General features: G+C 61.9%; 22 protein-coding genes. 5 read left to right on the forward strand and 17 right to left on the reverse strand.

The genetic code is table 11. The features are described 5' to 3' along the window. The first annotated feature begins 83 nt into the window (after positions 1–83). Positions 84–1,301, forward strand: a complete 1,218-nt coding sequence (locus tag ABD837_RS11740; protein ID WP_345054480.1) for a DUF1501 domain-containing protein — start codon at positions 84–86, stop codon at positions 1,299–1,301. 104 nt (positions 1,302–1,405) lie between these two features. On the opposite strand, the gene ABD837_RS11745 is transcribed toward ABD837_RS11740, so the two are convergent. Then, positions 1,406–2,122: a LytR/AlgR family response regulator transcription factor gene (locus tag ABD837_RS11745; protein WP_345054483.1), complete on the reverse strand. Its 717-nt coding sequence runs from the start codon at positions 2,120–2,122 to the stop codon at positions 1,406–1,408. Positions 2,123–2,322: 200 nt separating this feature from the next. On the opposite strand from ABD837_RS11745, the gene ABD837_RS11750 reads away from it, so the two are divergent. After that, the gene (locus tag ABD837_RS11750) at positions 2,323–2,748 is read left to right on the forward strand and encodes a hypothetical protein (RefSeq protein ID WP_345054486.1); all 426 of its coding nucleotides are present in this window, start codon (positions 2,323–2,325) and stop codon (positions 2,746–2,748) included. Positions 2,749–2,940: 192 nt separating this feature from the next. Here ABD837_RS11750 and ABD837_RS11755 read toward each other — a convergent pair whose 3' ends face one another. Then, entirely contained in the window at positions 2,941–4,332 is a 1,392-nt protein-coding gene (locus ABD837_RS11755) for an FAD-dependent oxidoreductase (protein WP_345054489.1), read from the reverse strand. A 587-nt stretch (positions 4,333–4,919) separates the two neighbouring features. Here ABD837_RS11755 and ABD837_RS11760 point away from each other — a divergent pair. Beyond that, complete coding sequence (locus tag ABD837_RS11760) at positions 4,920–7,688, forward strand: TonB-dependent receptor (RefSeq protein WP_345054491.1); 2,769 nt, start codon at positions 4,920–4,922, stop codon at positions 7,686–7,688. A gap of 416 nt (positions 7,689–8,104) precedes the next feature. Here ABD837_RS11760 and ABD837_RS11765 read toward each other — a convergent pair whose 3' ends face one another. The 10 genes from ABD837_RS11765 to ABD837_RS11810 form a co-directional block, all read right to left on the reverse strand. After that, positions 8,105–8,707, reverse strand: a complete 603-nt coding sequence (locus tag ABD837_RS11765) for an alpha-ketoglutarate-dependent dioxygenase AlkB family protein (RefSeq protein ID WP_345054494.1) — start codon at positions 8,705–8,707, stop codon at positions 8,105–8,107. Positions 8,708–8,777: 70 nt separating this feature from the next. Then, entirely contained in the window at positions 8,778–9,470 is a 693-nt protein-coding gene (locus ABD837_RS11770; RefSeq protein ID WP_345054496.1) for a hypothetical protein, read from the reverse strand. Between the two features lie 85 nt (positions 9,471–9,555). Beyond that, positions 9,556–10,815 (reverse strand): kynureninase, encoded by a 1,260-nt coding sequence (kynU, locus tag ABD837_RS11775; RefSeq protein WP_345054498.1) that lies wholly within the window; start codon positions 10,813–10,815, stop codon positions 9,556–9,558. An 84-nt stretch (positions 10,816–10,899) separates the two neighbouring features. Beyond that, the gene (locus ABD837_RS11780) at positions 10,900–11,307 is read right to left on the reverse strand and encodes a transposase (RefSeq protein ID WP_345054500.1); all 408 of its coding nucleotides are present in this window, start codon (positions 11,305–11,307) and stop codon (positions 10,900–10,902) included. Positions 11,308–11,327: 20 nt separating this feature from the next. After that, a complete protein-coding gene (locus ABD837_RS11785) occupies positions 11,328–11,678 on the reverse strand; it encodes a transposase (protein WP_345054501.1) in 351 nt (116 codons plus the stop codon). Between the two features lie 95 nt (positions 11,679–11,773). Beyond that, a complete protein-coding gene (locus ABD837_RS11790) occupies positions 11,774–13,066 on the reverse strand; it encodes a hypothetical protein (protein ID WP_345054503.1) in 1,293 nt (430 codons plus the stop codon). Positions 13,067–13,099: 33 nt separating this feature from the next. Continuing rightward, positions 13,100–13,648, reverse strand: coding sequence for a hypothetical protein (locus tag ABD837_RS11795; RefSeq protein ID WP_345054505.1), 549 nt, complete (start codon positions 13,646–13,648; stop codon positions 13,100–13,102). Positions 13,649–13,726: 78 nt separating this feature from the next. Then, complete coding sequence (locus tag ABD837_RS11800) at positions 13,727–14,737, reverse strand: amidohydrolase family protein (RefSeq protein WP_345054508.1); 1,011 nt, start codon at positions 14,735–14,737, stop codon at positions 13,727–13,729. A gap of 189 nt (positions 14,738–14,926) precedes the next feature. Beyond that, positions 14,927–15,457: a 3-hydroxyanthranilate 3,4-dioxygenase gene (locus ABD837_RS11805; RefSeq protein ID WP_345054511.1), complete on the reverse strand. Its 531-nt coding sequence runs from the start codon at positions 15,455–15,457 to the stop codon at positions 14,927–14,929. Between the two features lie 32 nt (positions 15,458–15,489). Continuing rightward, a complete protein-coding gene (locus tag ABD837_RS11810; RefSeq protein WP_345054513.1) occupies positions 15,490–17,046 on the reverse strand; it encodes a DUF2079 domain-containing protein in 1,557 nt (518 codons plus the stop codon). Between the two features lie 114 nt (positions 17,047–17,160). On the opposite strand from ABD837_RS11810, the gene ABD837_RS11815 reads away from it, so the two are divergent. Next, positions 17,161–17,949, forward strand: a complete 789-nt coding sequence (locus tag ABD837_RS11815; RefSeq protein WP_345054515.1) for an SDR family oxidoreductase — start codon at positions 17,161–17,163, stop codon at positions 17,947–17,949. A gap of 138 nt (positions 17,950–18,087) precedes the next feature. Beyond that, entirely contained in the window at positions 18,088–18,813 is a 726-nt protein-coding gene (locus ABD837_RS11820; protein ID WP_345054518.1) for a glycosyltransferase family 2 protein, read from the forward strand. A gap of 42 nt (positions 18,814–18,855) precedes the next feature. Here ABD837_RS11820 and ABD837_RS11825 read toward each other — a convergent pair whose 3' ends face one another. The 5 genes from ABD837_RS11825 to ABD837_RS11845 all read right to left on the reverse strand — a co-directional run bounded on the left by ABD837_RS11825 (position 18,856) and on the right by ABD837_RS11845 (position 24,673). Then, positions 18,856–20,709, reverse strand: a complete 1,854-nt coding sequence (locus ABD837_RS11825) for a hypothetical protein (protein ID WP_345054520.1) — start codon at positions 20,707–20,709, stop codon at positions 18,856–18,858. An 80-nt stretch (positions 20,710–20,789) separates the two neighbouring features. Further along, positions 20,790–22,154 carry a glycoside hydrolase family 16 protein gene (locus ABD837_RS11830; RefSeq protein ID WP_345054523.1) on the reverse strand — a complete coding sequence of 455 codons (1,365 nt, stop codon included), beginning with the start codon at positions 22,152–22,154 and terminating at the stop codon, positions 20,790–20,792. Positions 22,155–22,220: 66 nt separating this feature from the next. Continuing rightward, the gene (locus ABD837_RS11835) at positions 22,221–23,549 is read right to left on the reverse strand and encodes a hypothetical protein (RefSeq protein WP_345054525.1); all 1,329 of its coding nucleotides are present in this window, start codon (positions 23,547–23,549) and stop codon (positions 22,221–22,223) included. 34 nt (positions 23,550–23,583) lie between these two features. Continuing rightward, a complete protein-coding gene (locus ABD837_RS11840; RefSeq protein ID WP_345054527.1) occupies positions 23,584–24,135 on the reverse strand; it encodes a hypothetical protein in 552 nt (183 codons plus the stop codon). Beyond that, positions 24,125–24,673, reverse strand: a complete 549-nt coding sequence (locus tag ABD837_RS11845) for a carbohydrate binding domain-containing protein (protein ID WP_345054529.1) — start codon at positions 24,671–24,673, stop codon at positions 24,125–24,127. Before ABD837_RS11845 ends, ABD837_RS11840 begins: the two co-directional genes overlap by 11 nt. Positions 24,674–24,833: the final 160 nt, after the last annotated feature.

Genomic DNA, 24,833 nt, shown 5'->3' on the forward strand with positions numbered 1-24,833 from the left:
ACTCACACACGCGAGATGCTTCGCTGCGCTCTGCATGACGTTCTTCTTTCCTCTCCTTCTTGCTCCGCTATCCCTTTCCAATTATGCCTACCTCCCGCCGCGATTTTCTGCGCACCTCTGCCTTGGCTAGCACGCTGCTGCTGGTGCCCAAGTTCCTGCATGCCCTCGACCGGGGGCCGGGGCTGGCCGGCCTGCGCGATGCGGCGAGGGCGCGCCGCCTCATTGTAGTGCAGCTGGGCGGCGGCAACGACGGGCTGAACACCGTAATCCCCTACCGCAACGACCTCTATTACAAAGCCCGGCCCACGCTGGGTATTAAGGAAAGTGAGGGTATTCTGGCCCTGGGAAAAGACCTGGGCCTGCATCCAGCCCTAAAAGGGTTGAAGGGCCTCTACGACCAGGGCCAGCTGGCCGTGCTGAACTCGGTGGGCTACCCCAACCCCGACCGCTCGCACTTCCGTTCGATGGACATCTGGCAGTCGGGCTCGGGCGCCGACCAGGTGGTGAGCACCGGCTGGCTGGGCCGCTACCTCGATTCGAGCTGCGCCGACTGCCAGCGCCCCTACAACGCTCTCGAAATCGACGATACCCTGAGCTTGGCCCTGAAAGGTCGCCAGCGCAAAGGCCTCGCCCTGAAAACGCCCGACAAATTCCACCAGCTCACCCAAAACCGGCTGCTTAGCAAGGTGAGCCAGGAAACCGCGCCCGCTCATCAGGAACAGGTCGACTACCTCTACAAGACGCTGGCCGAAACTGCCTCTTCGGCCGACTACCTCTACGACAAATCGAAAATCTACAAGTCGACGGTGGCCTACCCAAATTCTGACTTCGGCAAAAACCTGAAAACCACCGCCGAGCTGATTAACTCCGGTGTAGAGTCCAGGGTATTCTACCTGGCCCTGAGCGGCTTCGATACCCACGTGCGCCAGCACGAGCAGCAGCAGCGCCTTTTTACCGACCTCGGGGATGGCCTCGCGGCGCTGGCCGACGACTTGCGACAGCACGACCAATGGAACAACACGCTGGTGCTGGTTTTCTCCGAATTCGGGCGGCGCGTGGGCCAGAACGCCAGCAACGGCACCGACCACGGCACGGCCAACAACGTGTTTCTGGCTGGCGGCGCACTCCAGAAAAAAGGCGTACTCAACCATGCGCCCGACCTCGCCAACCTCGACCAGGGCGACCTGCGCCACCAAATCGACTTCCGCAGCATCTACGCCAGCGTGCTGAAGGACTGGCTTGGGGCGGATGACACGGCTATTCTCGGCACCGGCTTCGAGCGAATGCCTGGGCTGGTATAACCCCCAGGAGTTGCTGGGCCAAGCTTAATCCGGCAGACTGCATTTGTATGAAAAGGGCGCGGAATACTTTCCGCGCCCTTTTCATGGTCTTTGTCGTGGGCACTTTAAATCCGCTGCAGGCTCTTGTAGAAGCCCTCCTGATACGACTTGCCGATGGGCACAAAGTGCCCGCCGTGCAGGTTGGCCGTGTTATCCTCGATGGACTCGATGTGCTGCGTGTTGAGCAGGTAACTGCGGTGTACCCGCACAAAGTTGATGTACGGGGCCAGGCGGCTTTCCAGCGCTTTGAGCGTGGTGTACACAATGTACTTGTGCTTATCGGTCACAATGTTAACGTAGTCTGACAAGGCCTCTACGTAGAGTACTTCGTCGAAATTGATGCGCACCATGCGGCTGTTCACCTTCACAAACAGGTCGCTGCGGGTCGGCACTTCGGCGGCCGGCGGCGTCGCGGGCGCAGTGCTGCTCACGCGGCTGCTCACGCGCTCTACTGCCTGCGTGAAGCGCGCAAACTCAAAGGGCTTCACCAGGTAATCGGTCACGCGAAGCGCGAAGGCATCGACGGCAAAATCCTGCCGCGCTGTGGTGATAATAACCTCCGGCGGATTGGGCAGCACGCGCAGCAAGTCAAGCCCGCTCAGATGCGGCATCTCAATGTCGAGAAAAAGCACGTCGACACGGTTGCCTTCGCGAAAAAACGCCAGACCAGCCAAACCGTCGGCCAGCGAGGCCATCAACTTTAGGTTGGGCATTAGCTCCACGTAATGCTCTAGGGTAAGGCGATTTATTTCGTCGTCGTCGATTATAGCGCAGGTAAGCATAGGGCAGCGGGTGGGAATAGCCAGCTCGGAGCTGGCTCCAAATGGGTCGTTCGTCGGTCTAAAGTAGCCGTTCAGATGGCAAGTTATGCCATCGGCCGGCGAAGTAAATTTATTCTTGATAAAACAATGTGGTGATTTTTATATAGATTTGTGGCATGCCAAGTATCACCCCGTTGTTATTGCCTCTTATTCAACAGCCGATGCCTCCTATTCGTTGGGTTATTGCCTGCTTTATGGTTGCGCTGTTGGCTTTTGCGGCCAGCCCAGCGCAGGCCCAATTATGGGTATCGCACCCTGCGACGGCCATTGACGAAACACAAAACGAAACCGCGACCCCCAGCCTTTCGCGCCACGTACACGATGTGCAGCGCATTACGGGCTACCTCGCCGATGCCCTTCGCTTGAGCACTGCCCAGCAAATGGCCTTGCAACAATGCACCGTAGCCGAGCGCTCGGCCTTATTGCTAGCCACTTCCGAAAAGGATACTCAGGATGCGCAGACGTGTTACCTGGCCAGCGTGCGCCGGGTACTGGCTTCCAGCCAGCTGCGCACCTACGTGCTCTTACGCCAGCGGCTCGAAGGTACCTTATTGCCCCTCGATGGCCTCGGCCTAGCTACCCTCTAGGCGCTTCTCTTAAGCCGCCCGGCAACCGATACTCAACGATTTTTTCTGCTTCTCCATTGGTTTAGCCCCCCTTTTTAGTGGGGACGGCCATTCTGCAACCCGAAGAATCCGCTGCCCTTGCACCATTCCTACCCTGCCCGCCACGTGGGTCCGCCGTGCCAGTTGCCACCGCTGCTATCGAGCGGGGCAGCCTCAGTGCCCGGTCTGCTGGCCCAGCTCCTGTTGCACCAGTTCCTGCACGGCAGGCTGCTCATAATCGGCTTCGGTCTGAATGTGGGACATGAGGCGCGCCATAATCGCATCCTGGCGCTGGCCGGCAGCCCAGGCTTCGGCGTAGGGCGTATCGGAGAAGGTAACCTGCGAGTACAGCGGCACCCAACGGCCAGGAAACTGGGCCGAGATTTTTGCCTCAATCTTCTTCTGCAGCAAAAAGCGCGGGTCGGCCACGCGGTCGCGCATCTCCACGAAGTTGTAAATGGCCAAGTCGGCCATGGCGTCGTTGTTGGGCTTGCGCTGGGCTTGAAACTCGGCGAAGATGCTGGCCCAGTCGGCATCGGCATGCTGCGCGAGCAGTTGGTCGAGCACGGTGCAATCCTCGAAGCCGGCATTCATGCCCTGGCCGTAGAAAGGCACAATGGCGTGGGCCGCGTCGCCGAGCAGCAGCACGTCATCGCCGTGCCTCCACGGGAAGCAGCGCACGGTAACCAACGAGCCCGTGGGATGCGCAAAAAACTCTTCCGTCAGGGCGGGCATCAGCGGCACTGCATCCGGGAAAACGCGGGCGAAAAAACGGGTCACATCGGCCGGGGTTTGCAAGGCAGCAAAGCTCTCGGGGCCTTCGAAGGGAAAAAACAGGGTGCAGTTGAACGAGCCGTCGAGGTTGGGCAGCGCAATCATCAGGTACTGGCCCCGGGGCCAGATGTGCAGCGCGTTCTTCTCGAACTGCCACGCGCCGCCAGGGCCGGCGGCAATGGTCAGCTCCTTGTAGCCGTAGTCGAGGTAGTCCTGCGAGTAATCGAACCGGTCGGTGCGCTGCAAAGCGGCGCGCACGGCCGAGAAAGCTCCGTCGGTGCCAAACAAGCGGCGGTAGGGCTCGGTGTGCTCTTCGTGGGTTGCCGCGTCGCGCAGGCGCAGTTCCTTGGCCTTCAAATCGATGCCCAGGCACTGCTGGCCAAACCGCACCTGCACGCCCGCCTGCGCCTCGGCCAAGTCGAGCAGCCGGCGGTTGAGGTGGCCCCGGTTGACGGAGTAAATGGCCTGGCCTTCCTTGCCATAGGGCTGCCGCGTGAGGCTGCCGTGCACGTCGTGCATCACGCGGCCGCTCATGGGGATGCCTACTTGTCGAATGTCATCGGCCACGCCTACGCCCGCCAGGGCCTTCCAACCGCGGTCCGACAAAGCCAGGTTGATGGAGCGGCCCTCCTGCGCATCGGCGCGGCGTGGGTCGGAGCGGCGTTCAAATACTTGCACCGTGTGCCCCCGACGGGCCAGGTACAGCGAGAGCAGCGAGCCCACCAGCCCGGCGCCCATAATGGTGACAGAACTGGGAGCCGAGGTTGGCGAGGCAGTGGAAGACATGGTCATGCGAGGATGGGAAAACGAAATGCTCAGCGAAGCTACTACGCCTCTGCGCACTGGCGGACGCCAAGGCAACTCATCAACGTGAGAGCGATGCTATTCGGCGGGGAAGCAGCCGAGTTAGTCGTAAATTTTATGTAACGGGCACCCACACCCAGACCTTTGTCAAACTAGAACTAAACCGATATAAATCAGCAGCATGACCCGAACGCATGATTTCCGAACTGGCTTGGCGCGGTGGCGGCAAGCAGCCATACTGCGGCGCGGGATGGCGCTTGTTCCAGCGGCTTGGTTAACGAATAACAACCCTACTGCAACAACGTGGCGTGTTCAGGTGGCTGGCCCGAGGGGTCCGGTCGGCAGCACACCAACTATTCAAATTGGGGAATTTGTAATAAGCCCGGAAGGAGACCCCCGAATTCTGGGCCACCCGCATATCCGATATTAGCACTAATAAATATGAAATAGCCAATCAATGGCTTGAACAAAGACTTCATCTTGACCAATTTTTAGAAAAAAAAGAAAACAGTACGCAAAGTGACAATAGGAAATAAAGAGTATCTTTGGGTTTCCAACAACCTATTCTCTTCCTTATGCGCACTATTTACGCGTTTTTTATCCTATGCTTCTGCCTAACGGCAAGTAGCTACGCACAGGGCCTGCAGGCCGTAAGCGGCACGGTTCAAACCGAGGCCGGCACGCCCCTGCCGGGGGCCACCGTTTTCTTTAAGGGTACCTACACGGGTAGCAGTACCAACGAAGAAGGCCAGTTTCAGGTGAAAGGTGATTTCTCGAAAGGCGTTCAGACTCTTTCGGTCTCCTTTATTGGCTACGAAACCCAAGAATTGCCCATCGCGGGCCCCGACAACACCCTGGTTGTGACGCTGCGCCCCAGCGCCATGCTCGACCAGGTAGTGGTGGCGGCTTCCCGTGTGGAAGAGAACATCGGCCAGGTGCCGGTAACGGTTGAAAAACTCGACCGACGCCAGGTAGAACAACTGACCACGCCCGACCTGGTTGTGGGCATGGCCCGCTTTAAGGCCATCGATATAAGCAGCTCCAGCATGCTGTCGGCCAGCTTCAGTACGCGCGGCTTCAACTCGTCGCGCTCCGAGCGCATCATTCAGCTGGCCGATTACATGGATACCCAACTGCCCAGCCTAAGCAGCAACTTCGGTAACCTGCTGGGCATGCCCATGCTTGATGTAGCCAGCGTGGAAATAGTGCACGGCCCAGCCTCGGCGCTCTACGGAGCCAACGCCTTCAACGGCGTGCTACTTACCAACTCGAAGGACCCGTTCCGTGACCCCGGCCTGACCTTGCGGGTGCGCGCCGGCAACCGCAACATGCTCGACGGCCAGTTCCGCTACGCCACCAAAATCGGTGAGCGCATTGCCTTTAAAATTTCGGGTGGCGCTATTCGGGCTACGGATTTTTTGGCGGCAAACTTTGATGCCACTTCGCCGCTGATTGAGCCGGCCAACAACGTAGCGGGCTCGAACCAAGGCTACGACGCGGTGAGCCGCTACGGCGACATCGGCAACACTTTCGGTGCCACTGGCGGCGCGCTGGCGGGCAAAACCGTGTTCCTGCCGGGCTACTCCGAGCGGCAGCTTATAGCCGGCGACAGCACCACGCACTCCTACAAAATTGCCCCTAGCCTGTCGGTACTCGTTACCAACCGCATCAAGGCCACCATCGACTACCGCTACACCAACGGCGCCACCACCTACCAGAGCGCCAGCCGCTATCGCTTCGTCAATAGCGGTGCTCATCAGGGCCGGATACAGCTCGAAGGCAACAACTGGTTCCTGCGAGGTTTTACGACGCACGACTATTCGGGCGGCCGCGACCCTCAGACTGATGGTTCGTATAACCTGGGCTTCCTGGGTGCTTTCCTACAAACGCAGATTGCCCCCAACTTCAACGTTCCCAACGGCAGCGGTGGTACCCGCCCGGGCACTTATGCCGAGCGGTACTTCGGTACTTATGCCGCCGTGTACAACCAGGCATTCACCGCCAACGGCCGCAACGCTGATGCTGCTGCCCAGTCAGCCCGCACCGCCGCCGATGCCAATGCCCCCCTGTTGAAGCCCGGCACGCCTGAGTTCGACGCCGCCCGCAACCAAATCATCCACAACTCGACGCCGGGCCAGGGCGCCCGCCTGGTGCTCCGCTCTATTTTGAACGAGGGCAGTGGCCAGTACACGCTCAAAAACGAGTTTGCCGATGTCACGGTGGGCGCGGCCTACCGCCAGTTCCTGCTGGGTTCGGATGGCAGCCTTTTCGAGGATACCAAAGACGGCGACCGCATCAAAAACTACGAGTACGGCGCCTACGCTCAGGCCAGCAAAACCCTGCTTGATGACCACCTGAAACTGGCCGCCGCCGGCCGTGTCGACAACTTCAAGAACTTCGGTACGGCGTTTTCGCCGCGCGCATCGGCCGTGTACTCGCTCGGGGCCGATAAGCTGCAGAACTTCCGCGTAAGCTATAGCCGCGCCTTCCGTGCTCCTACCCAGAACGACCAGTACATCAAGCTCGACGTAGGTCGCGCTATTCTGCTCGGCAACGTGCGCGGGGGCTTCCTCGGCTACACGCCTGCACTGGGTGGCCGCCTAGCTACCGACCCAACTATTCTGGCTCCGTCCCGCTCGGCGGAACTGGCTGCTTTCGAGTACAACGGCCCGGCTCTGAAGCTGGAAGAAGTGAACAGCGTGGAATTCGGCTACCGTGCCCAGCTTGCCAAGAAGCTGTACATCGACGCCGACTACTACTACAACACGTACAACAACTTCATTGCCACCCAGAACTTCATCGGCAATGTGGACGGCAGCCGGCCTACGGCCTCGCAGATTGGTGCTGCAGCTGGTGCCCGCTTCCAGAACCCCACGCTCCCGACCCGCGTTATTCAGATTGCGGCCAACGTCGACCAGCGCGTACAGAGCCAAGGCGCGGGCCTCACCCTGAGCTATGCTTTTGCCCCGGCCCTGACGGTGAACGGCAACTACAGCTACAACGACCTCATCACGAAGGACTTTAAGGCCGGCACGCAGTCGTTCTTCAACACCCCCAAGCATAAGTTCAACCTCGGCTTCGATGGCCAAGCCTTGGACCGCACCCTGAGCTACAATGTGAACTACCGCTGGGTTGATTCCTACTTGTACGAGTCGACTTTTGCCACCGGCAACGTATCCAAGGCTCAGACGGTGGATGCGCAGGTAGGCTACCTCATTAAGTCTCTGCACCTCACGGCCCAGGCCGGCGTTACGAACCTGTTCGATGCCCAGAACTTCCAGGTATACGGCGCGCCCAGCTACGGTCGCCTCGGCTATTTCGGCTTGCTGTTCGATATTAAGTAAGCAGCCGGCTGTTTATTTGCGAAAAGCCCCGTCCAGTAGCTGGACGGGGCTTTTTTCATGACTTGTAGCTCAGCAGTAAAATGCAGTAAATCAATATTCTTACTGAGGCGGTTTCAAAAGCTGGTACATTCCTTGAAATGAGCCTGATGCCACCGGGCCGTCCGGGGTTGGGTTGTTGGCGATTCCCACCGCCGTCTCTCCTGCCTGCTCATGCCTGCTAGTAACATCCTCCGCCGCTCCAAGCCTTCGCTAATCATGGCGGAGTTGCACGCCTCTCCCAGCGAAGAGCCGCCCGCTTTTTCCTATTCAATGCCTCTGGCGAAGGCTTTTGCCGTGCGGCCCGTGCTGCGGGTGGGCGACTACGAAGTTGGCGAAACCTATTGCCCAGGCCTGTGCGGGCATCCCGGCATCCGGTACTAGCCTGGCTTGGCAGTATTTACCCACCGAAATGTGAGGTTGAGGCGCGGGCCCACAGGCCGGGCCGTTTTGGGCAGGGCGTGCTGCCAGTGCTGCTGCGTAGGGCCGCGCATGAGCAACAAGCTGCCGTTGGGTAAATCAATACCAAACGGGGCGTGGGGTACTCCCGGGCGGGGCCGTAACCGGAAGCGCCGCACCGCGCCCAGGCTGAGCGAGGCAATGGCGGGTGCGGGGCCGAGTTCGGGTTCGTCGTCGGCGTGCCAGCCCATGCTGTCGCGGCCGTCGCGGTACAGGTTTAGTAGCACACTGTTGTAGCGGGTGCCGGTGGCGGCTTCGAGGCGCTGGCGCAGGTGGGCTAGGGCGGGCAGCCAGGGGCGCGGCTCCCAGGCCAGCCCCGAGTAGGTATAGCGGGCGTCTGCATCGCCATACCACGCCGTGAGGCGGGGCTGCGGAAGCTCCTGCCCAAACAAGCGAATGGTGCGCTGCTCCCAAGCGGCCTCGGCGGTGAGCTGAGCCAGCAGTGCATTGGCTTCGTCGGCGGGCAGGAAGACAGAGTCGAGCAGCAGTTCGGCCCCGGGCAGCGGCAGGCTTTGGAGAGGCATGCAAACGAAACTTTTTCGGTGTTCTGGTACGCCTACATTTTGATTTACCAACTTATTCGGGCCATCTGAGTTACTTCGGCATTATCCGCTCGAACTGCTCCTGCACTTCTTTAGGTTGCTTCTTCATCATGTAAGCATTGAATTTTTGCGCACCATATAAGAAGGCGAAGCACACCAGCAAGGGCGGCAGCCAGCTGCGACTGCGGTAGCTGACGCCGCTCATGTTGCGCGGCCAGAACCAGAGCACATAAGCGAGAATAGGCGGCAAATTGATGAGCGGGCCGTACCAGGAGCTTATGCCGTAAATGGGCAACGCCCATTGCAAGGCCATTACCACCCCCACGAGATATGCAATAAGAAACAGCACCAGCACCAGCAGCGCCCGCTTGCGGTCGAGGCGCCACAGGTTCAGGCCCAGCAGCACGCCTCCGGCCACAAAGGTGAACGGCACCGAGAACAACACAATGGTAACCGGCGAGTACAGCGCCACGCTGTTCTCCTCTACCGCTTCCTCAGGCGGCGTGGTAGCTGGGCGTATGGCCTCCTGGCGCACGGCTTCGGCCTCATCGAGGGCCTGCTGGGCGGCGGCCCCGCCTTCGAGGCCCGGGCGCAGGGTGGCTTCTTCAGGGGCAGGCAAGCCGCGGCGGCGCAGCTCGTCGAGGGCGGCGAGCACGGCCGCCTCCCGGTACTGAACATGGCCGGTCACGTACTCGCGCAGGGCCGCGTCGGTCTTTAGCAGCATCTTGGCGGCGTAATCTTCCATAAAATTGAATGAGGAATGAAGAATGAGAAACGAGGAATGAGTGCGAGGAATGCCGAAATAATTCTTCATTCCTCGCACTCATTCCTCATTGGAAGAAGCGCAGCAGCGCCGCACCCACGCGGTCTACATCAGCAAACGAATTGTAGAGCGGTACGGGTGCAAGGCGGATGACGTTGGGCTCGCGCCAGTCGGCGATGATGCCCTGGGCGGCCAGGAAATCGAACAGCTCGCGGCCCCGCTCGTGCACCAGCACCGAGAGCTGGCAGCCGCGCTGGGCGGGGTCGGTGGGCGTGATGATTTCGAGCTTCGAGGTTGGCAAACCCAGGCCACGGATGTGGCTTTCGAGGCGGGCGGTGAGCTGCTCGCTCTTGCGGCGCAGGGCGGGCATGCCGCCGGCGCGCTCCACAATTGCGAGGCTGGCGGCGTGAATGGCCATCGGGAAAATCTGGCCGTTGGAGAGCTGCCAGCCAGCCGCGCCGGGCATGGGCCGGAAGCCTTTTTTCATTTTGAACCGCTCGCTGGCATCGTGGCCCCACCAGCCGGCGAGGCGCACGAAGTCGGGCCGTTCGGCAAACCGCTCGTGCACGAACACGCCGGAAGTGCCGCCGGGGCCAGAGTTGAGGTACTTGTAGGTACACCAGCAGGCGAAGTCCACGTCCCAGTCGTGCAGGTGCAGCTCGATGTTGCCGGCGGCGTGGGCCAGGTCGAAGCCCACCATAGCGCCCGCGGCGTGCCCGGCCCGGGTGATGGCGGCCATGTCGAAGGCTTGCCCGGTGTAGTAGTTCACGCCACCGATGATGATGGTGGCCAGCGAATTGCCGAGCTCGGCAATTTTGGCTTCAATGTCTTCGGTACGTAGGGTGTGCTCGCCGGGGCGGGGCACCAACTCCACAATCACGTCGGCAGGGTCGAGGCCGTGCAGGCGGGCTTGGCTTTCGAGGGCGTACTGGTCGGAGGGGAACGCGCCGCCTTCCATCAGCACCTTGTAGCGAGTGGCGGTGGGGCGGTAGAACGAAACGAGCAGCAGGTGCAGGTTCACGGTCAGGTTGTTCATCACCACCACCTCGAGCGGGCGGGCACCTACCAGGTTGGCCGTGGCTTCGGCCAGCGTTTCGTGGTAGTGCATCCAAGGCGAAGCACCAAGGAAGTGGCCTTCGACGCCGCGCTCTTCCCAGGACTGAAACTCGCGCTCGACAGCGGCACGGGCTGCTTTGGGCAGCAGGCCCAGCGAGTTGCCGCAGAAATAGGCGCAGGGCTGCCCTTCGGGGCCGGGCGGCAGGTGAAATTCCTGGCGGAAGGAGGCCAGCGGGTCGGTGGCGTCGAGGGTAGCAGCGGTGTCGTTCATATCGTGCCGCAAAGGTCGGGGCAAACCACGCGCAGTGCTAACAAAAGGTTATGGCCTTATACTTGTAAGAGCGTGTAGGATAAATTAATCGTCAGGTTTCGATATTGGCCGTTTGGCGAGTCGTCTGAGCATTAGGTTGCAGAGACAGATTTTAATCCAGGCTTCGCTGTTGCGTGGATTGGTTTCGTAATCACGCCCGGCGAGTCGTCGGTACTTGCCCAGCCACGCAAAGGTCCGCTCGATGACCCAACGGCGGGGCAGTGCGGTGAAGCCCGTCGTACCGGGCGGCTTGCTGACGACCTCCACCCGCATCCCCAACGCCTGGGCGGCGTGGTCCACCAGCGGGCCTTTGTAGCGGCCATCGCCCCAAACGAGTTGCAGGTTCGGGGCGCGGGCTTTGGCCTCGGCCAACACCGAACCAGCCCCTACCGGGTCCTGCACGCTGGCCGACTGGACCTGCACGGCCAGGGGCAGGCCTTCGGTATCGACCACGACATGTCGCTTACGGCCAGCTACTTGTTTGCCGGCATCGTACCCGTAACAGCCCCCCTTTTAGCCCCCGTCCGCACGGACTGCGTGTCGATGGCCCCGGCCGTGGGCTCGGCCGCGCGCTGGGGCTGGCGCACGGCCCGGCGCAGCCCGTCCATGAGCCGGTCCCAGGTCCCGTCCTCCCGCCAAGCCTCGAACTGCTTGTAGACCGTGCGCCAGGGCGGTAGGTCGTGCGGCAACAGCGCCCAGGCGCTGCCGGCGCGGCCTTGATAGAAAATGGCGTTGAGCAATTCCCGTTTGGAATGCAGCGGCGGCCGTCCATAGCCACTGGTGGCCATGTAGGGCTCCACCACAAGCCATTGTTCGTCAGTCAAATCGGTTGGATAAGCACGGCGATTCATCCAGCAAAGATAAATCCCTATCCTTTTACCCTATACCCTCTAAGTTGTAGCCCTACCATTGCCAAGGCCTATTGTATCACGTACCCCTGCAGCAGGGAGTCCATCAGATGCAGTTGCATTACTAGGTTGAAGACGTAGAGCAGCATGATGATTTCGCGCCGCCAAGGCAGCTGCCGCAGCATCAGGTAAGCAAACAGGTAGGTGCTGAGCAAGCCGAAATACCACACCGCCTGGCCCCCGGTGAAGTTATCAAACTCCAACGTGAAGGCCCCGAACAGCTGCCACACCGCCAGCACGGGCAGCAGCAGGTACGCATAATAGCGCCCGGGCCAAGCTGGCAGCGTGTTCAGGTACCACACCAGCACCACAAAAAATGGGCTGGCCAGCAGGTAACGGCTCAGGTTCCAGATGCTGCCGCCCTGGTGCGAGATGATGTAAACGACCAGCAGCGCGTAGTAGCCCACCGCAAACAGCACCATGGGCGGAATTTGGGGCATCGGTAGGCGGCGCTGCTTCAGCCACCGCCAGGCCAGCCAGCCGCATACCCCCAGGGCCCCACAGCCCAAGCACAGCGCCAGCGCATCGAGCCACAGCATGTCAATGCCCGCGGGGGTTACAAAAGGGTATTCGGGCCAGCGCAGGTGGTTGTTCCAGAACTTCTGCACCTTGGTAAACGCTAGCGGGTCGCCCACCTGCTTCCATTGCATGTAGGCCACTATGCTCACCGCCGCCGAAATAGCCAGCAGCCCGGCACCTCCCCAGCGCAGAGCGCGGCGCGCTTGCCCCGGCTGGGCCGCCCACAGCAACACCATGAACAGCAGCACCGGCACAAACATGATGCTGGCCGTGCGCGTGAGGCCGCAGCCGAACAGGCCGATAACCCACCACCCCATCCGGCCGCGGTGCAGGCCCAGCAGCAGGCAGCTGCCAAACACGAAAAACAATGCCTCGGTGTAGGGAATGGCCATGAACACCAGCACCGGCGTGGAAAGCAGCAGCAAGCTCAAGCGGGACGCCAGCCGCAACTGGTGAGCCAGCCAGGCAAAAGCCGCCAGAAACATGCTGAAATTCAACACACTCATACCGGCCATGCTCAGGCGGGTGAATCGCCAGAAGTAGGGCAGCAGCGGGAAAAACGCCACACTACTCGTGGTGGTGGTCGAATAGGAGTAGCCCTCCTGCCGAATCTTGTCGTACCAGTACACGTCCAGGTGCATCAGGTTGTCGTTGCCGGGCAGGTACCGGATTATGCCGAAGGCATACAGCGCCGAGGTTAGCACGGCCAGCAGCAGCAGGTGAAGGGCCACCACGGCCAGCGTGGGGTAACGCCTAGCGAATACTATAAGAGGGGAGAAAGACACGGCGAAATTGAGGCAGAAGTGAAAGGGCCGCAACTACCGCCAGGCCACGAGTTTCAGGTCGTCGAAATACTTGACGGGGCCGCGCTCCGGACACCACGCGTAAATCTTAATCTCGTCGCTGGGCAGCAGGTCGTCGGGCATCCGGAAGGTTTTGGTGAAATGTTCCCACTTCTCGTAGCGCCGCACCACTTGGTCGATGCTGATGCCTTTCCACACATCGGGCCGCCGGCCGTGGCAGTGCACTTCGAGCACCAGAATGGTGGACCCAATTGGCACGTTGGGCAGGTAAGTCCAGCCTTCCAGGCGCATCATCGTCGGCGGCTCGGGGCAGTCGGATAGCGAGGTATGGTAGTTGCCGGCGAAGTCATCGCCCTGCTTCACGCAGTAGGAATAGCGCCCCGAATGCGCCTTTTCGGTCGACAACATTGTGGGAATGGGCTGCGACCAAGCCTCAAACTCTTCGAAACTGCAATTGAGCAGCACCGTTTCCTTGTCGGCGGCCGAGCGGCACCCAGCCAGCAAAACCAATAGCACAAGCCCGCTCAGGCCGCGTGAGGTGCCACGCCACAAACCAGTCGCCATGTAGTAGAAATCAGCTAAAACGCCGGGTTGTGGCACCCGGATTAATGCGCAAGGTATGCCGGGCAGCGGAGATGCTGCCTACTTACCAAACCGGGCAGCTTCCAGCCCCAGCCAATCCAGCGCGTTCTGGCCCAGCATGCGCGCCTTGATGTCGTCGCCGAAGGGCATGGATTTGATGAGCTGGCCGGGCTCCAGCTCGCCCAGCGGGAAGGGGTAGTCGCTGCCGAGCGTGATTTTATCCGGCCCCAGGGTTTTCATCAGGTAGTCCAGCATCAGCGGGTCGTGCACCAGCGAATCAACCCAAAACTTGCCCAGGTACTTGCGCGGATTGTGCGGGTTGTCGATGGCGCAGAGGTCGGGCCGGACCTGCCAGCCGTGCTCGATGCGGCCCACGGTGCTGGCAAACGAGCCCCCGCCGTGGGCCACCGCCACGCGCAGGTTGGGCAGGCGCTCCAGCACGCCGCCGAATATCAGCGAACACAAGGCTAAGGTGCTTTCGGCGGGCATACCTACGAGCCAGGGCAGCCAGTATTTGGGCATTTTCTGCTGGGCCATCATGTCCCAGGGGTGCACAAACACGCAGGCCCCGAGCTGCTCGGCGGCGGCGAATACTTCGAAGAGTTCGGGGGCATCGAGGTTCCAGTCGTTCACGTGCGAGCCAATCTGCACCCCTGCCAGCCCGATGCTCATGCAGCGCTCCAGCTCGCGGATGGCCAGGTCGGGCGCCTGCATAGGCAGGGTGCCCAGGCCCACGTAGCGCGTGGGGTAGCGCCGCACCACGTCGGCAATGTGGTCGTTCAGCAGCTGGCTCAAATCGAGGCAATCGAGCGGCTGCGCCCAGTAGCTGAACATCACCGGCACCGTGCTCAGCACCTGCACCTGCACCCCAAACTGGTCGTACTCGCGCAGGCGCACGGCCGGGTCCCAGCAGTTGTCCTGCACTTCGCGGAAGAACTTGTCGTCCTGCATCATGCGGGCGCAGCAGGGCTTGTGGTGGTCGAGCCGGATGAAGCCCCCGTAGCCGTAGCGGGCGGCCAAATCGGGCCACCGCTCGGGCAAAATGTGGGTGTGGATGTCGATGGAAAGCAAACGCGGGGCGGGTGGGGGATGGATGTGAATTAAGAGTTGGCAAAGGCCGTCATGCAGAGCGCAGCGAAGCATCTCGCATGCCTAGAGTAAACCAATCGATTGAGTTACTTGAGCACGCGAGATGCTTCTCTGCGCTCTGCATGACGTTCAATAATTGCGAGTAATTTCCTGACGGCTTTTTCCCTTACCCTACACCGCCACCACCGGCGCGGGCGCTTCCATGTAAGTGCCGCACACCTGGCAGGTGCGCTTGGCATCGTCCCGCCAGAAGGCATTCATGATGGGCGGCAGCTGGGTTACGATGTCGGTAATCTCGGCGAACTCTTCGTAGAGCTTGTTGCCGCAGTTTTCGCAGTACCACTGGAAACCGTCGATTTCGCCGGCCGTGCGGTAGCGCTCGATAACCAGGCCGATGGTGCCGGCCGGGCGGCGCGGCGAGTGCGGCACGTTGGGCGGCAGCAGGAACATCTCGCCCGGGCCGATGGTGATGTCGACTGGCTGGCCATCCTCGATGATTTTGACAGTCATCGTGCCCTCTACCTGCCAGAACAGCTCCTCGCCAGCATCGACGTGGTAGTCTTTGCGGGCGTTGGGGCCGCCCACCACCATCACGATAAAGTCTTTGTTGTCTTTGAAAATCTGCTGATTGCCCACCGGGGGCTTGAGCAGGTGGCGGTGGTCCTCAATCCACTGCTGAACGTTGAAGGCGCGGGTTATCATGGGCGGGGCGGGGGTTGATTGGGGTGGCTAATTTACTGCCGCGCTCCCGGCCCGCGCGTAGTATCGTCTTCGACCTGGGCGCGGCTGGCAAAAAAGCGGCGCACCGGGTAGGGCAGCGGCCGCACGCGCTGCAACAGCAGCAGCGGGCCCTGTTCCAGCACTACCCGCCAGCGGCCGCTGGCCCGGTACTCGGCCAGCTGGGCCTCGAGCGCGTCGTTGCTCAGCGGGTAGGTGTCCGAGTGGCGCAGGGCGGCGATGTAGTCGGCATCGGCCACGTACGGGAACTGGTAGATGTAGGCGCGCTCGGCTAGGTGCGGCACCAGCGGCGAAGAGGCGCTCACGCGAGCCTCGGCCGGAATCAGCCCCAAGCCGCGGTGCACAGCCGTGGCATCAAAATCGCGCTGGTAATGGCGGGCCTTGAAGAACTGGGCCGCGGCCTTGTCGTAGTACGGTGACACCCGCACCTGCATCGACGCGATGGTAGCAGCCAGCGCCAGCACCGCTGCGCCGGCAGCCACCCCGGCGGCGCGGCGCGGGGCCAGGCTCACTACCAGCTGGCTCATTGCTACTCCCAGCACCGGCACAAACTCAATAGAGTACTGGTAGTTGATGCCCCAGTACATTACGTTGTCGGACAGCAGCTTCTGACCGTAGATGGGGGCCAGCATGAGCAGGTAGGCCGGGCGGCGCAGCAGGGCCAGCCCACCCGAAAGCAGTATCATGGCGTGCAGCTCGGGCTTCACAAACTCCCCATCGGGTGAGTGCAGGTGGTTGACGAACAGCAGCTGCAAGGTGTAGAACGGCCGCGTGAGCATAGTGCGCAGCATCTGACCGGGGGTGCTGCCCAGCGCTGAGTAAAGCTGCTGGTAGCGGTACGGGTAGCCGGCACTTAGGGCCGGGATAACCACTCCGGCTACCACTACGAAGTACACGGCCGCGCCCAGCGCCACGGCCAGCGCCCAGCGTCGGCGCGCGGGCTCGCGCCAGTGCAGCAGCGCCAGCCCCAACGCCACAAATACTAGCCAGAGGGCCATGTTTTCCTTGCTCACAGTCATCAGCACAGCCACCACGGTGGCCCGGCCGCGTCGGTCGGCTTCAAAGAAGTAAAACAGCCAGGGCAGGAGCATGGCCGCCAGCGCGTTGTCGTGGTAGTCGAAGGCCAGGGCCGAATAGATACCCCAGGTGCTCAGAAACAGGACCAGCAAGGCCAGCGCCGCGCCGGACTGCTGGCCCCTGGTGCGCAGCAGGTGCAGGCGGTAGAGGCCATAGCCGCCGCCCAGTAAGGCTGCCACCTGCACCACCAGCAGCGTGTAGGAGCCGAACACCCAGTACAGCGGCGCCCACAGCACCTGCAGGAGCGCGAAATGGTCGCCGAACATGTTGTTGTAGCGCACCACCGAGCTGGGTTCTAAGCGCAGGTGGGCATAGTCCCACACGGTTTGGGTATGGATGCCGAGGTCGAACGCGTAGGTGCGGAACAGGTAGTGGTTGACCAGCGACAGCAAAGCATAGGCGCAGCCGAAGATGAGCAACACCAGCGCTACGCGGCGGGCGGCTGGTTTGGCAGGCGGTGCGGACAGGGAATACATTTGTTGGAATAAAAAGCCATCAACGCCGCAACGGTCCCGCTGCCGGGCCACCTGCGGCGCGGCACAAAGCTAACGCCCTGGCTTGGCGCCCTCACTCCCCTTTTCCCTGTTTCCATGAGCGACCTCCTCCCCTACCGCGCCCTGGTGGGCGGCAGCACCCAAGGCATTGGCCGAGCCGTGGCCCAACTGCTGGCCGAGCGCGGCTGCGGCCTCACGCTGCTGGCCCGCAACGAAGACCGCCTGCGCGAAACAGTGGCCGCCCTGCCCACGCCCACCGGCCACGTGCACGACTACCTGGTGGCCGATTACGACGACCCCAGCCACCTCGCCGAGGTGGTGCAGGGCTACCTAGCGCAGCACCCCGGCGGCTTTCATATTCTGGTGAATAACACCGGCGGACCAGCCGGCGGGCCGCTGCTCGATGCGCCGGTCGATGCACTGCGCATGGCGTTCAACCAGCACGTTATCTGCAACCAGCTGCTGGCGCAGGCCGTGGTGCCGGCCATGCGGGCGGCCGGGTTTGGGCGCATCATTAATATCATCAGCACTTCGGTGAAGGTGCCGCTGCCTGGGCTGGGCGTGAGCAACACCATCCGGGGGGCGGTGGCCAGTTGGGCCAAAACACTGGCCAACGAGCTGGGCCCGCACGGCATCACGGTGAACAACGTGCTGCCTGGGGCCACCCTCACCCAGCGCCACCATTCGCTCATTGAAAAGAAGGTAGCCCAGACCGGGCAGTCGGCCGAATCCATTGAGGCCGACATGCTGAAGACCATTCCGGCCCGGCGCTTCGGGCTGGCCGAGGAAGTGGCCGCAGCCGTTGCTTTCCTGGCCTCGCCGGCCGCCGGCTACATCAACGGCACCAGCGTGCCGGTGGATGGCGGCCGCACGGGGGCGCTTTAGGGTAGTTGACAGTTATTTGTTATCAGTTGTGAAGTCTGAATCACCGGTTCGCAGAAAAACAAGACTAGCAACCGACAACAAACAACTGTCAACTGACTGCTAGCTTTACAGCTTATTCGCTTTGCTCAGCCCTTTCCAGTGGTTAAATTCGATACGCTTTCCATCGTCATCCCGGTTTATAACGAGGCCCGCACCATCCACCAGATTCTGGATTTGCTGCGCGAACTGGAGTTAGTAAACGGCATCGGCAAGGAAATTATCCTCGTCAACGACTGCTCGACGGATGCTTCGGCCGATACCATTCGGGCCTACGCGGCGCGCTACCCCGAGATGCAGCTGCGGCTGCTTGAACACGCCGTGAACCAGGGCAAGGGCGCGGCCCTGCACACGGGTATCCGGGAGGCTACCGGCGACTACGTCATCATTCAGGATGCCGACCTGGAGTACGACCCCGAGGAGTATAACTGCCTCATCAAGCCCATTCTCAAGGGCTTTGCTGATGTGGTGTTTGGTTCGCGCTTTATTGGCGGCAACCCCCACCGCATCCTGTTCTTCTGGCACAGCATCGGCAACAAGATGCTCACGTTCCTGTCGAACATGATGACGGACCTGAACCTGACCGACATGGAAACCTGCTACAAGCTGTTCCGCCGCGACATTATTCAGGGCCTGAAGCTGGAAGAAAACCGCTTTGGCTTCGAGCCGGAGGTAACGGCCAAAGTGGCTCGTCTCAAGGACATTCGCATTTACGAAGTAGGCATCAGCTACTACGGCCGCACCTACGCCGAGGGCAAAAAAATTGGCTGGCGGGACGGCTTCCGGGCCATCTACTGCATTCTGAAATACGGGCTGCTGGGGCAGTAGCGCCTATAGCTTACTTCCTCCTTCCTCACTACGCAAAGCGTATTACCAGTCGGTAGCGGGCTTCATGAGTTCGGCCTGCACATCGTCGATGTAGCAACCGGAGGCGTTTTCGCTCAGCACGTATACCTTCAGCACATCGTCGGGGCGGGAATCGGCGGGCAGGGGCACATCGAAGTACACGCGGTTCCAAGTACGGTTCTGGCTGAGGTTATTTTGCAGGCGAATGGCTTCCCAGAGCACCGGCTTGTTGGCGCGGTCCAGGCTCAGCACCAGCTTATTGCCCCAGGCGCCGTAGTCCGAAAACACGCGGCAGGAGGCGCGCACGAACTGGCCGGGCTGCAAGCCAGCCGCGCCCAGCGGCAGCGCTACAGCCGGGCCGTAGGCGTGGGCGGCATCGGCATGAAACGACTGGCGGCTGTAGTAACCCATGTCGGCCGAAATGCCGGTGGTTGGGTCAGGGGCTTGGTTTTCGAAATCGAGTTTTCCCAGCGCCTGGGGGCGGTAGTAGCGTTCGGGCTTGGGCAGGTGGTCTTTCACGTCGAGCAGGTTGTAGTCGGCCTGCGTGGGCATGGTGTTGTTGAACACCGCGAAGAAATAGCGCCGGTTCATCTCCTCCGGCGTGATGATGGAGCGCATGTATTGCCAGTGCGAAAACAGGTTTAAATCGACCAGTAGCACGGCGGCCACAGCGGCGGCCACCCGCACAAGGGGCCGGCGAACGGGCTCCAGCAGCCAAGCCACGGCCGCTGCCCAGGGCAGGGCCAGCGCGGCGTAGCTCTGCACCAGCGCGCGCTGCCCCAGGCTGCCGCCGTACCACCAGATGTCCCAGGCCGACACCACCCACAGGTTCAGGAGGAAAAACGCCAGCACCGGCACGGCCAGCGCCCGCTGTCGCCGCCACAGCACCACCAGCCCCGCCAGCGGCAGCAACAGCAGCGGCGAGTAGATGAGCCAGCCCTTGCGGAAGCTGAAGAGCACGTCCCAGGTGTGCGGGTGCAGGAAGCTGAAGTGCTGGTCGCCGTAGGAGTAGAACAGGAAGTGGCCGGTAGCCCATTTCCAGTACAGGGCCTGGGGCAGCGCGCCCAGCAAGCCGCCCAGCCCGAGCAGCAGCACGTCGGGCCAGCGGGTGAGTAGCATGGTCAGCTTTTGGCGGGCCGCCGCCACCGAGCCCACGCTCCACAGCACGGGCAACACCGCCGCTACCGCCTCAGAAGGCCGGATGAGCACCATCAGGCCCAGGGTGAGGCCAATGGCAAATGCTCCCAGCCGCGTGGGCCGCTCGTGCCAGCGCACCGTGAGCCAGAGCAGCAGCGCATAGAGCGTGAACAGCACGCTGTGGGCCATGGCCGCATCGAACACCGCGTATTGGAAGTAGTTGGAACCCAGCACCAGTGTCACCAATACCAGCGTCGTCACCACATCGGAATAGTAGCGCAGCAGCACCCGGCGCAGCAGCCCTAATCCCAGCAAGCCATAGAGCAGCCCACCGAAGGCAATGGCAATTTGGTAAGGAGCCGAAAAGCCGTCCTGCGGGTAATGCAGCCAGCCAGCGGCCCAGTGGCCCAGCCAGAAAAACGGCGTCCAGAGAATAGCCAGGCCGCAGGTGTACTTCATCACCAGGTGGCCTTCGGGGCCGCCGGGCACCTGCGCGGCCTGGTAGAACGAGCCGCTGGGGCCGTACTCGCGCATGATGTCGGCCACGAAGTGCATCTGGCTCAGGTCGTGGTAGATGAACTGTGCCGGCAGGTAGAGGTAGTACCCCATCGCATCCCAGGTGAGGATGGCCTGCACATTGCGCGTGTCCCAGTACGGGGCCCACAGGCGCGCCTGCACCATCAGCAGAAACAACACCAGAATGGCAACAAGCGAGTAGGGATTCGGAAAGCGGGATTTCATACGAATGGAAACGAGAGCGCAAAGTAACGCCGGCCACCGCCTGAGGCGGGTGCAATTGATCCAGAAACAACTGTGCAGTGTCAGGGGGCCGCTACTGAATCGGCGACGGGCGGTGGTACGGGCTCCAGCCAGGCTGGCAGGGGCTGGGCATCGAGCGGGCCGCGGCCCAACACAATTACCGTTTGCGTGGCCACAGCCGAGCCCTGGCGCAAGTGCAGGGCGTAGTGGCCGGGCGGCAAGCTAGGCCAGCGCGGCAGCCATTCGGTTCCGCCAAGTGCCGTGCCGGATACGACGGGTCGGCCCCAACGGTCGGCCAGTTGCCAGGCCACCGAGTCGGGGGCGGTGAAGCGCAGACGCACATCGGGCAGCCCATCGTAGACCAGCCAGGGCGGGTCCCAGCGGTTGTTCACGGGCAGGGGCAGCCTTACTTCACAGGCTGCATTCAGGTTATCAACAAGCTGTAAATCCAGGCGGCCACCAGGCCGGGGACGTGCCTCCCAACGCTGCACCCGCCCCTCGATGGCGCGGCCGGGCTTGTGCTCGAAGGGCGTCCACTCGTACTCGGAGCCGGGCTGCAGGCCCCCCCAGCGCACCACGGCCACGGGGTCGGGCAGGCTGCGGGGCCGGTACACCCGGATGTAGTCTATGTGCAAGGTATCGGCCGGCATGTCGGCCCAGTTCCACATGGCCAGGTTCACGATGACGTACATGGCGCAGCCGGTGGCCAGCAGCCGCGTTTCGCGCCGGATGGGGTACCCGTCGAAATAAAAGATGGCCTCGTTGGGTCGCCACTCCAGGCCGTAGGTATGAAACTGGTCGTGCAGGTCGCCGGCCGGGTCCTTGTCGTAAAACACGCAGGAGCAGCCGTCGGTGTGCGTGCGGGTGGGGTACCAGTAGCCCGGCGTATCGGTGTGAATGGTGTTGGCGAATAGGTCGCGCCCACCCTCGAACACGTCAAACTCGTCGGGGCCGCCACCCCACAGCCAGAACGCCGGGAACACGTTAGGTTTTGCGGGTTGCCGGCAGCGCACCTCAAACAGGCCGTAGCTGAAGCCGTCGGCCGGGTCGGGGCAGCTTTTGGGGCGCAAGGGGTCGTCGGGGTGGTGGCTCATCAGCATGCCCGACGAGTAGCGCAGCTGCTTGCCAAGGTAGCTGATGGGCTTGTCGAGCTTGCGGGCTACCAGGTGCAGCACCCCACCCGAGTCGGCCCGCACGCCCGCGCCGGTGTAGAACTCCGTTTCGAGGTTGTTTATCAGGTTGCGGCCCCACGGAAACGCGAAATTCCAGTGGTTGGCCAGCGCCACCGTATCGGATGCCTTGTTGAACTCGTCGCTCCATTCGAGCCGCCAGTCGTTGTAGTTGATGCGGCGTTGGGCCTGCGCACCTCGGCTGCTCAGCCCGAGCAGTACCAGTATTCCCACAAAGCGAACGACGGACCAGACCATAAGTAGTGCGAAAGACTCTGCACAAAGAAAGCACAAGCCCAGCCCTAGCCGCTGCACACCGGCTGGCTACGTGGTAGCCGGGAGTGGCAGCTGGGCTTCGCGGGGGCGAAAGCCCACCGTGAGGGCCACAAACAGGCTTATAAAGAGCCCCAACGACGTGAGGTAGAGATAGGGAATCTGCAGGAAGGTATAGAATACCGTCAGGTAGAGCTTCAAGCCCAGCAGCGCAGCTATCTGGTACGGCAGCCGGTGCCGGAAGCGGTAGTAGAGCCAAGCAATCAGGCCCATAACCGCCACGCAGGCCACCACGTGCGTGCGTTGCAGGGCGGCAATTTTTTCGACCAGGGTGCCGCTGCCGTAGGAGTAGAACCACGAAGCGGCTCCCACGCCATTGAAGAGCTGGGGTGGGTGGCCGGAGTCGTCGCCGTGGCTCCATTCGCCCAGCGTGGCAATTTTATACTCGGCCAGGGCATGGGTGAAAATGGTCCAGTCGTGGCTCAGAAACGGAATGACGTAGATGCCCATAATGCCCGCTCCCACAATGGTGGCCACCGCCAGTGCGTGCCGCAGGCCCAGCTCGCGCCACAGCACCCACAGGTAAAACGGCACCCAGAACACCACCGAGTAGCGCGAGAGCAAGCACAGCACCAGCCCCACGCCCTGCAGCAGCGCCGACCGGCTGAGCACGGCCGCCGCCAGCAGGCAGTAGTAGGCAATGATGGTGGGCTCGCAGGTGAACGTGTACAGGTCGGGCGTGTAGCTGATGAGCTGCGCGAGCACCAGAAACGGCAGCAGCGCCTTCAGCACGAACTCGGCCCAAGGCAGCGGCTGGCGCACCAGCACCAGCAGGTAAGCTCCAAAGCCCAGCAGCAACAACAAGCCCAGGCTCCACCAGCGGTAGTCGATTCCCAGCGCATCGGCCGGCACGTAGGGCAGCCACTGCAGCGGCAAGTGGTTGGGGAACAGCGGGTAGTTGAGGTTGGTAAGGTAGCGGTACACGACCTCCCCGCTCCGAAACCGCGCCACATAGGTTTGCAGAATCGTGATGACGTCGGAAAAAGCCAGTGTGTTTTGATGGGCCGCTATCAGCGGAGCCTGCAGATACAGCACCCGCACGGCGCCGGCCAGCAGCAGCAGCCCGGCCAGCGGCGTGCGGTTCAGGGCCCGGGCCGGGGCCGCCTCGGCCAGCGGCCGGCTCAGCCAGAAGCCCAGGGCACACGCGCACAGCACTACGGCGGCGGCAAACACTGCCACGGGGCTCCAGTACGGGCCGTAGTAGTTGCGCAGGTCGGTCATCAGCCGGCACTCCAGCCAAGCGGCGGCCCAGCAGCCCAATATCCACAGCCAGCTCCAGAGCCGGGGCCGGTAGGGGGCCAGCCACAACGGAACACGCATAGCAGAGGGGTAGAAAATGAGTTGAAGCCGCGCGCTACTCCAGGGCTTTCACCCGCAGGTCGTCGAAGTACACGGGCTTGGTCGAGGGGTTGCCCCAAATAAAAAGGCGCAGGTTAGCATCGCCGGGCAGGTTGTCGGGCAGGGTAAAGCGCCGATGCACTTGCGTCCAGTGGCACGAGTCGGTCACCTGCTCGCGCAAGTTCAATTGTTCCTCGTACAGGGGTTTTGCATCCTGGCCCGGTCCGTGGGCCCACACCTGCACCTGCAGTGCACCTCCACTTTTCAGGCTGCTGAAATAGGTCCAAGCCTCTACATCCAGCCCGCGCAGGGCATGCACGCTGGCCTGGTTCAACGGTAGCTGGAACGTGAGGCCGAAAGTATGTTCAGCATCAATACGGTCGGCAAACCGGCCCGAATGGGCGTGGTCGCGGCTCAGGGACGTAGCGCCCGGCACCCAGCCGGCCACGGCCTCGTAGTCGCTGGCCGTCACCAAGTCGCCCACCCACTGGCCCGTTTCCGGAGCTGACGAGCAGCCGGCCGCCACGGCCAGCACCACCCCGCCCGCCAGGAGGGCGCTATTTCTCAACCTGAATTGTGACATCGTCGAGGTACACCGGGCTGGGGCTGCTGCCGCGCCACATATACACCTTGCACATGTTGATGGAAGCAATGGAATCGGGCAGGTCGAAGGTCTTGGTTACCTCCTGCCACTCGCTGAACTTCTTCACCGAGCGAGCCATTTCCAGGCCGGCGTAATAGACTTGGCTGCCGTTGGTGGCCGAGTGCTTAATGTCGAGCACCACCGTGGCGTTGGCATCTTTATTGGGCACCCAGGCCCAGCCCGAAATGGTTACTTTCTTGGGCTTGCCGCCCGTCATCTGCCCCAAGGTGTTCACGTAGGTATAGCCAAAGTCAAGCCCGGGCTTGGTCATCACCGAATACCGGCCCGAGTGGGCTTTCTCGGCAGTAACGCTGACTTCGTTGGCGCCACCCCAACCCTGCACGTTTTCGAAATTATTGACGGTGACCGTGCCCTCGGGCAAATCTGCTGACTTGTCTTTCGAGCACGCGCCCAGGATGGTAGCGAGTGCGGCAGCGGCAACAAACAGGAAAGGTTTTTTCATGAACTGAAACAAATAAGAAAGCGCAGCGGCGGGGTACGCCATCGCAAAACTACTGCGCATTGGGCTAAAATGATACCGTGCAATAGCCATTGGCGGGTGGTGGCCCAGCGGTAGCGGGCAGCGGGTAGCAAGGCCCCGGGCAAGCATGCTACTTTTACGG

Origin of the sequence: Hymenobacter glaciei (genome assembly GCF_039539585.1) — a bacterium.
GTDB classification, from domain to species: Bacteria; Bacteroidota; Bacteroidia; order Cytophagales; family Hymenobacteraceae; genus Hymenobacter; species Hymenobacter glaciei.

Excerpts from the sequence above, each read along its gene's own strand:
- ABD837_RS11810 (WP_345054513.1), bottom strand. The coding sequence starts at position 17,046 with ATGTATTCCCTGTCCGCACCGCCTGCCAAACCAGCCGCCCGCCGCGTA.
- ABD837_RS11755 (WP_345054489.1), bottom strand. The coding sequence starts at position 4,332 with ATGACCATGTCTTCCACTGCCTCGCCAACCTCGGCTCCCAGTTCTGTC.
- ABD837_RS11740 (WP_345054480.1), top strand. The coding sequence starts at position 84 with ATGCCTACCTCCCGCCGCGATTTTCTGCGCACCTCTGCCTTGGCTAGC.
- ABD837_RS11825 (WP_345054520.1), bottom strand. The coding sequence starts at position 20,709 with ATGAAATCCCGCTTTCCGAATCCCTACTCGCTTGTTGCCATTCTGGTG.
- ABD837_RS11745 (WP_345054483.1), bottom strand. The coding sequence starts at position 2,122 with ATGCTTACCTGCGCTATAATCGACGACGACGAAATAAATCGCCTTACC.
- ABD837_RS11835 (WP_345054525.1), bottom strand. The coding sequence starts at position 23,549 with ATGCGTGTTCCGTTGTGGCTGGCCCCCTACCGGCCCCGGCTCTGGAGC.
- ABD837_RS11845 (WP_345054529.1), bottom strand. The coding sequence starts at position 24,673 with ATGAAAAAACCTTTCCTGTTTGTTGCCGCTGCCGCACTCGCTACCATC.
- ABD837_RS11760 (WP_345054491.1), top strand. The coding sequence starts at position 4,920 with ATGCGCACTATTTACGCGTTTTTTATCCTATGCTTCTGCCTAACGGCA.
- ABD837_RS11815 (WP_345054515.1), top strand. The coding sequence starts at position 17,161 with ATGAGCGACCTCCTCCCCTACCGCGCCCTGGTGGGCGGCAGCACCCAA.
- ABD837_RS11750 (WP_345054486.1), top strand. The coding sequence starts at position 2,323 with ATGCCTCCTATTCGTTGGGTTATTGCCTGCTTTATGGTTGCGCTGTTG.
- ABD837_RS11830 (WP_345054523.1), bottom strand. The coding sequence starts at position 22,154 with ATGGTCTGGTCCGTCGTTCGCTTTGTGGGAATACTGGTACTGCTCGGG.
- ABD837_RS11805 (WP_345054511.1), bottom strand. The coding sequence starts at position 15,457 with ATGATAACCCGCGCCTTCAACGTTCAGCAGTGGATTGAGGACCACCGC.
- ABD837_RS11765 (WP_345054494.1), bottom strand. The coding sequence starts at position 8,707 with ATGCCTCTCCAAAGCCTGCCGCTGCCCGGGGCCGAACTGCTGCTCGAC.
- ABD837_RS11770 (WP_345054496.1), bottom strand. The coding sequence starts at position 9,470 with ATGGAAGATTACGCCGCCAAGATGCTGCTAAAGACCGACGCGGCCCTG.
- kynU (WP_345054498.1), bottom strand. The coding sequence starts at position 10,815 with ATGAACGACACCGCTGCTACCCTCGACGCCACCGACCCGCTGGCCTCC.
- ABD837_RS11795 (WP_345054505.1), bottom strand. The coding sequence starts at position 13,648 with ATGGCGACTGGTTTGTGGCGTGGCACCTCACGCGGCCTGAGCGGGCTT.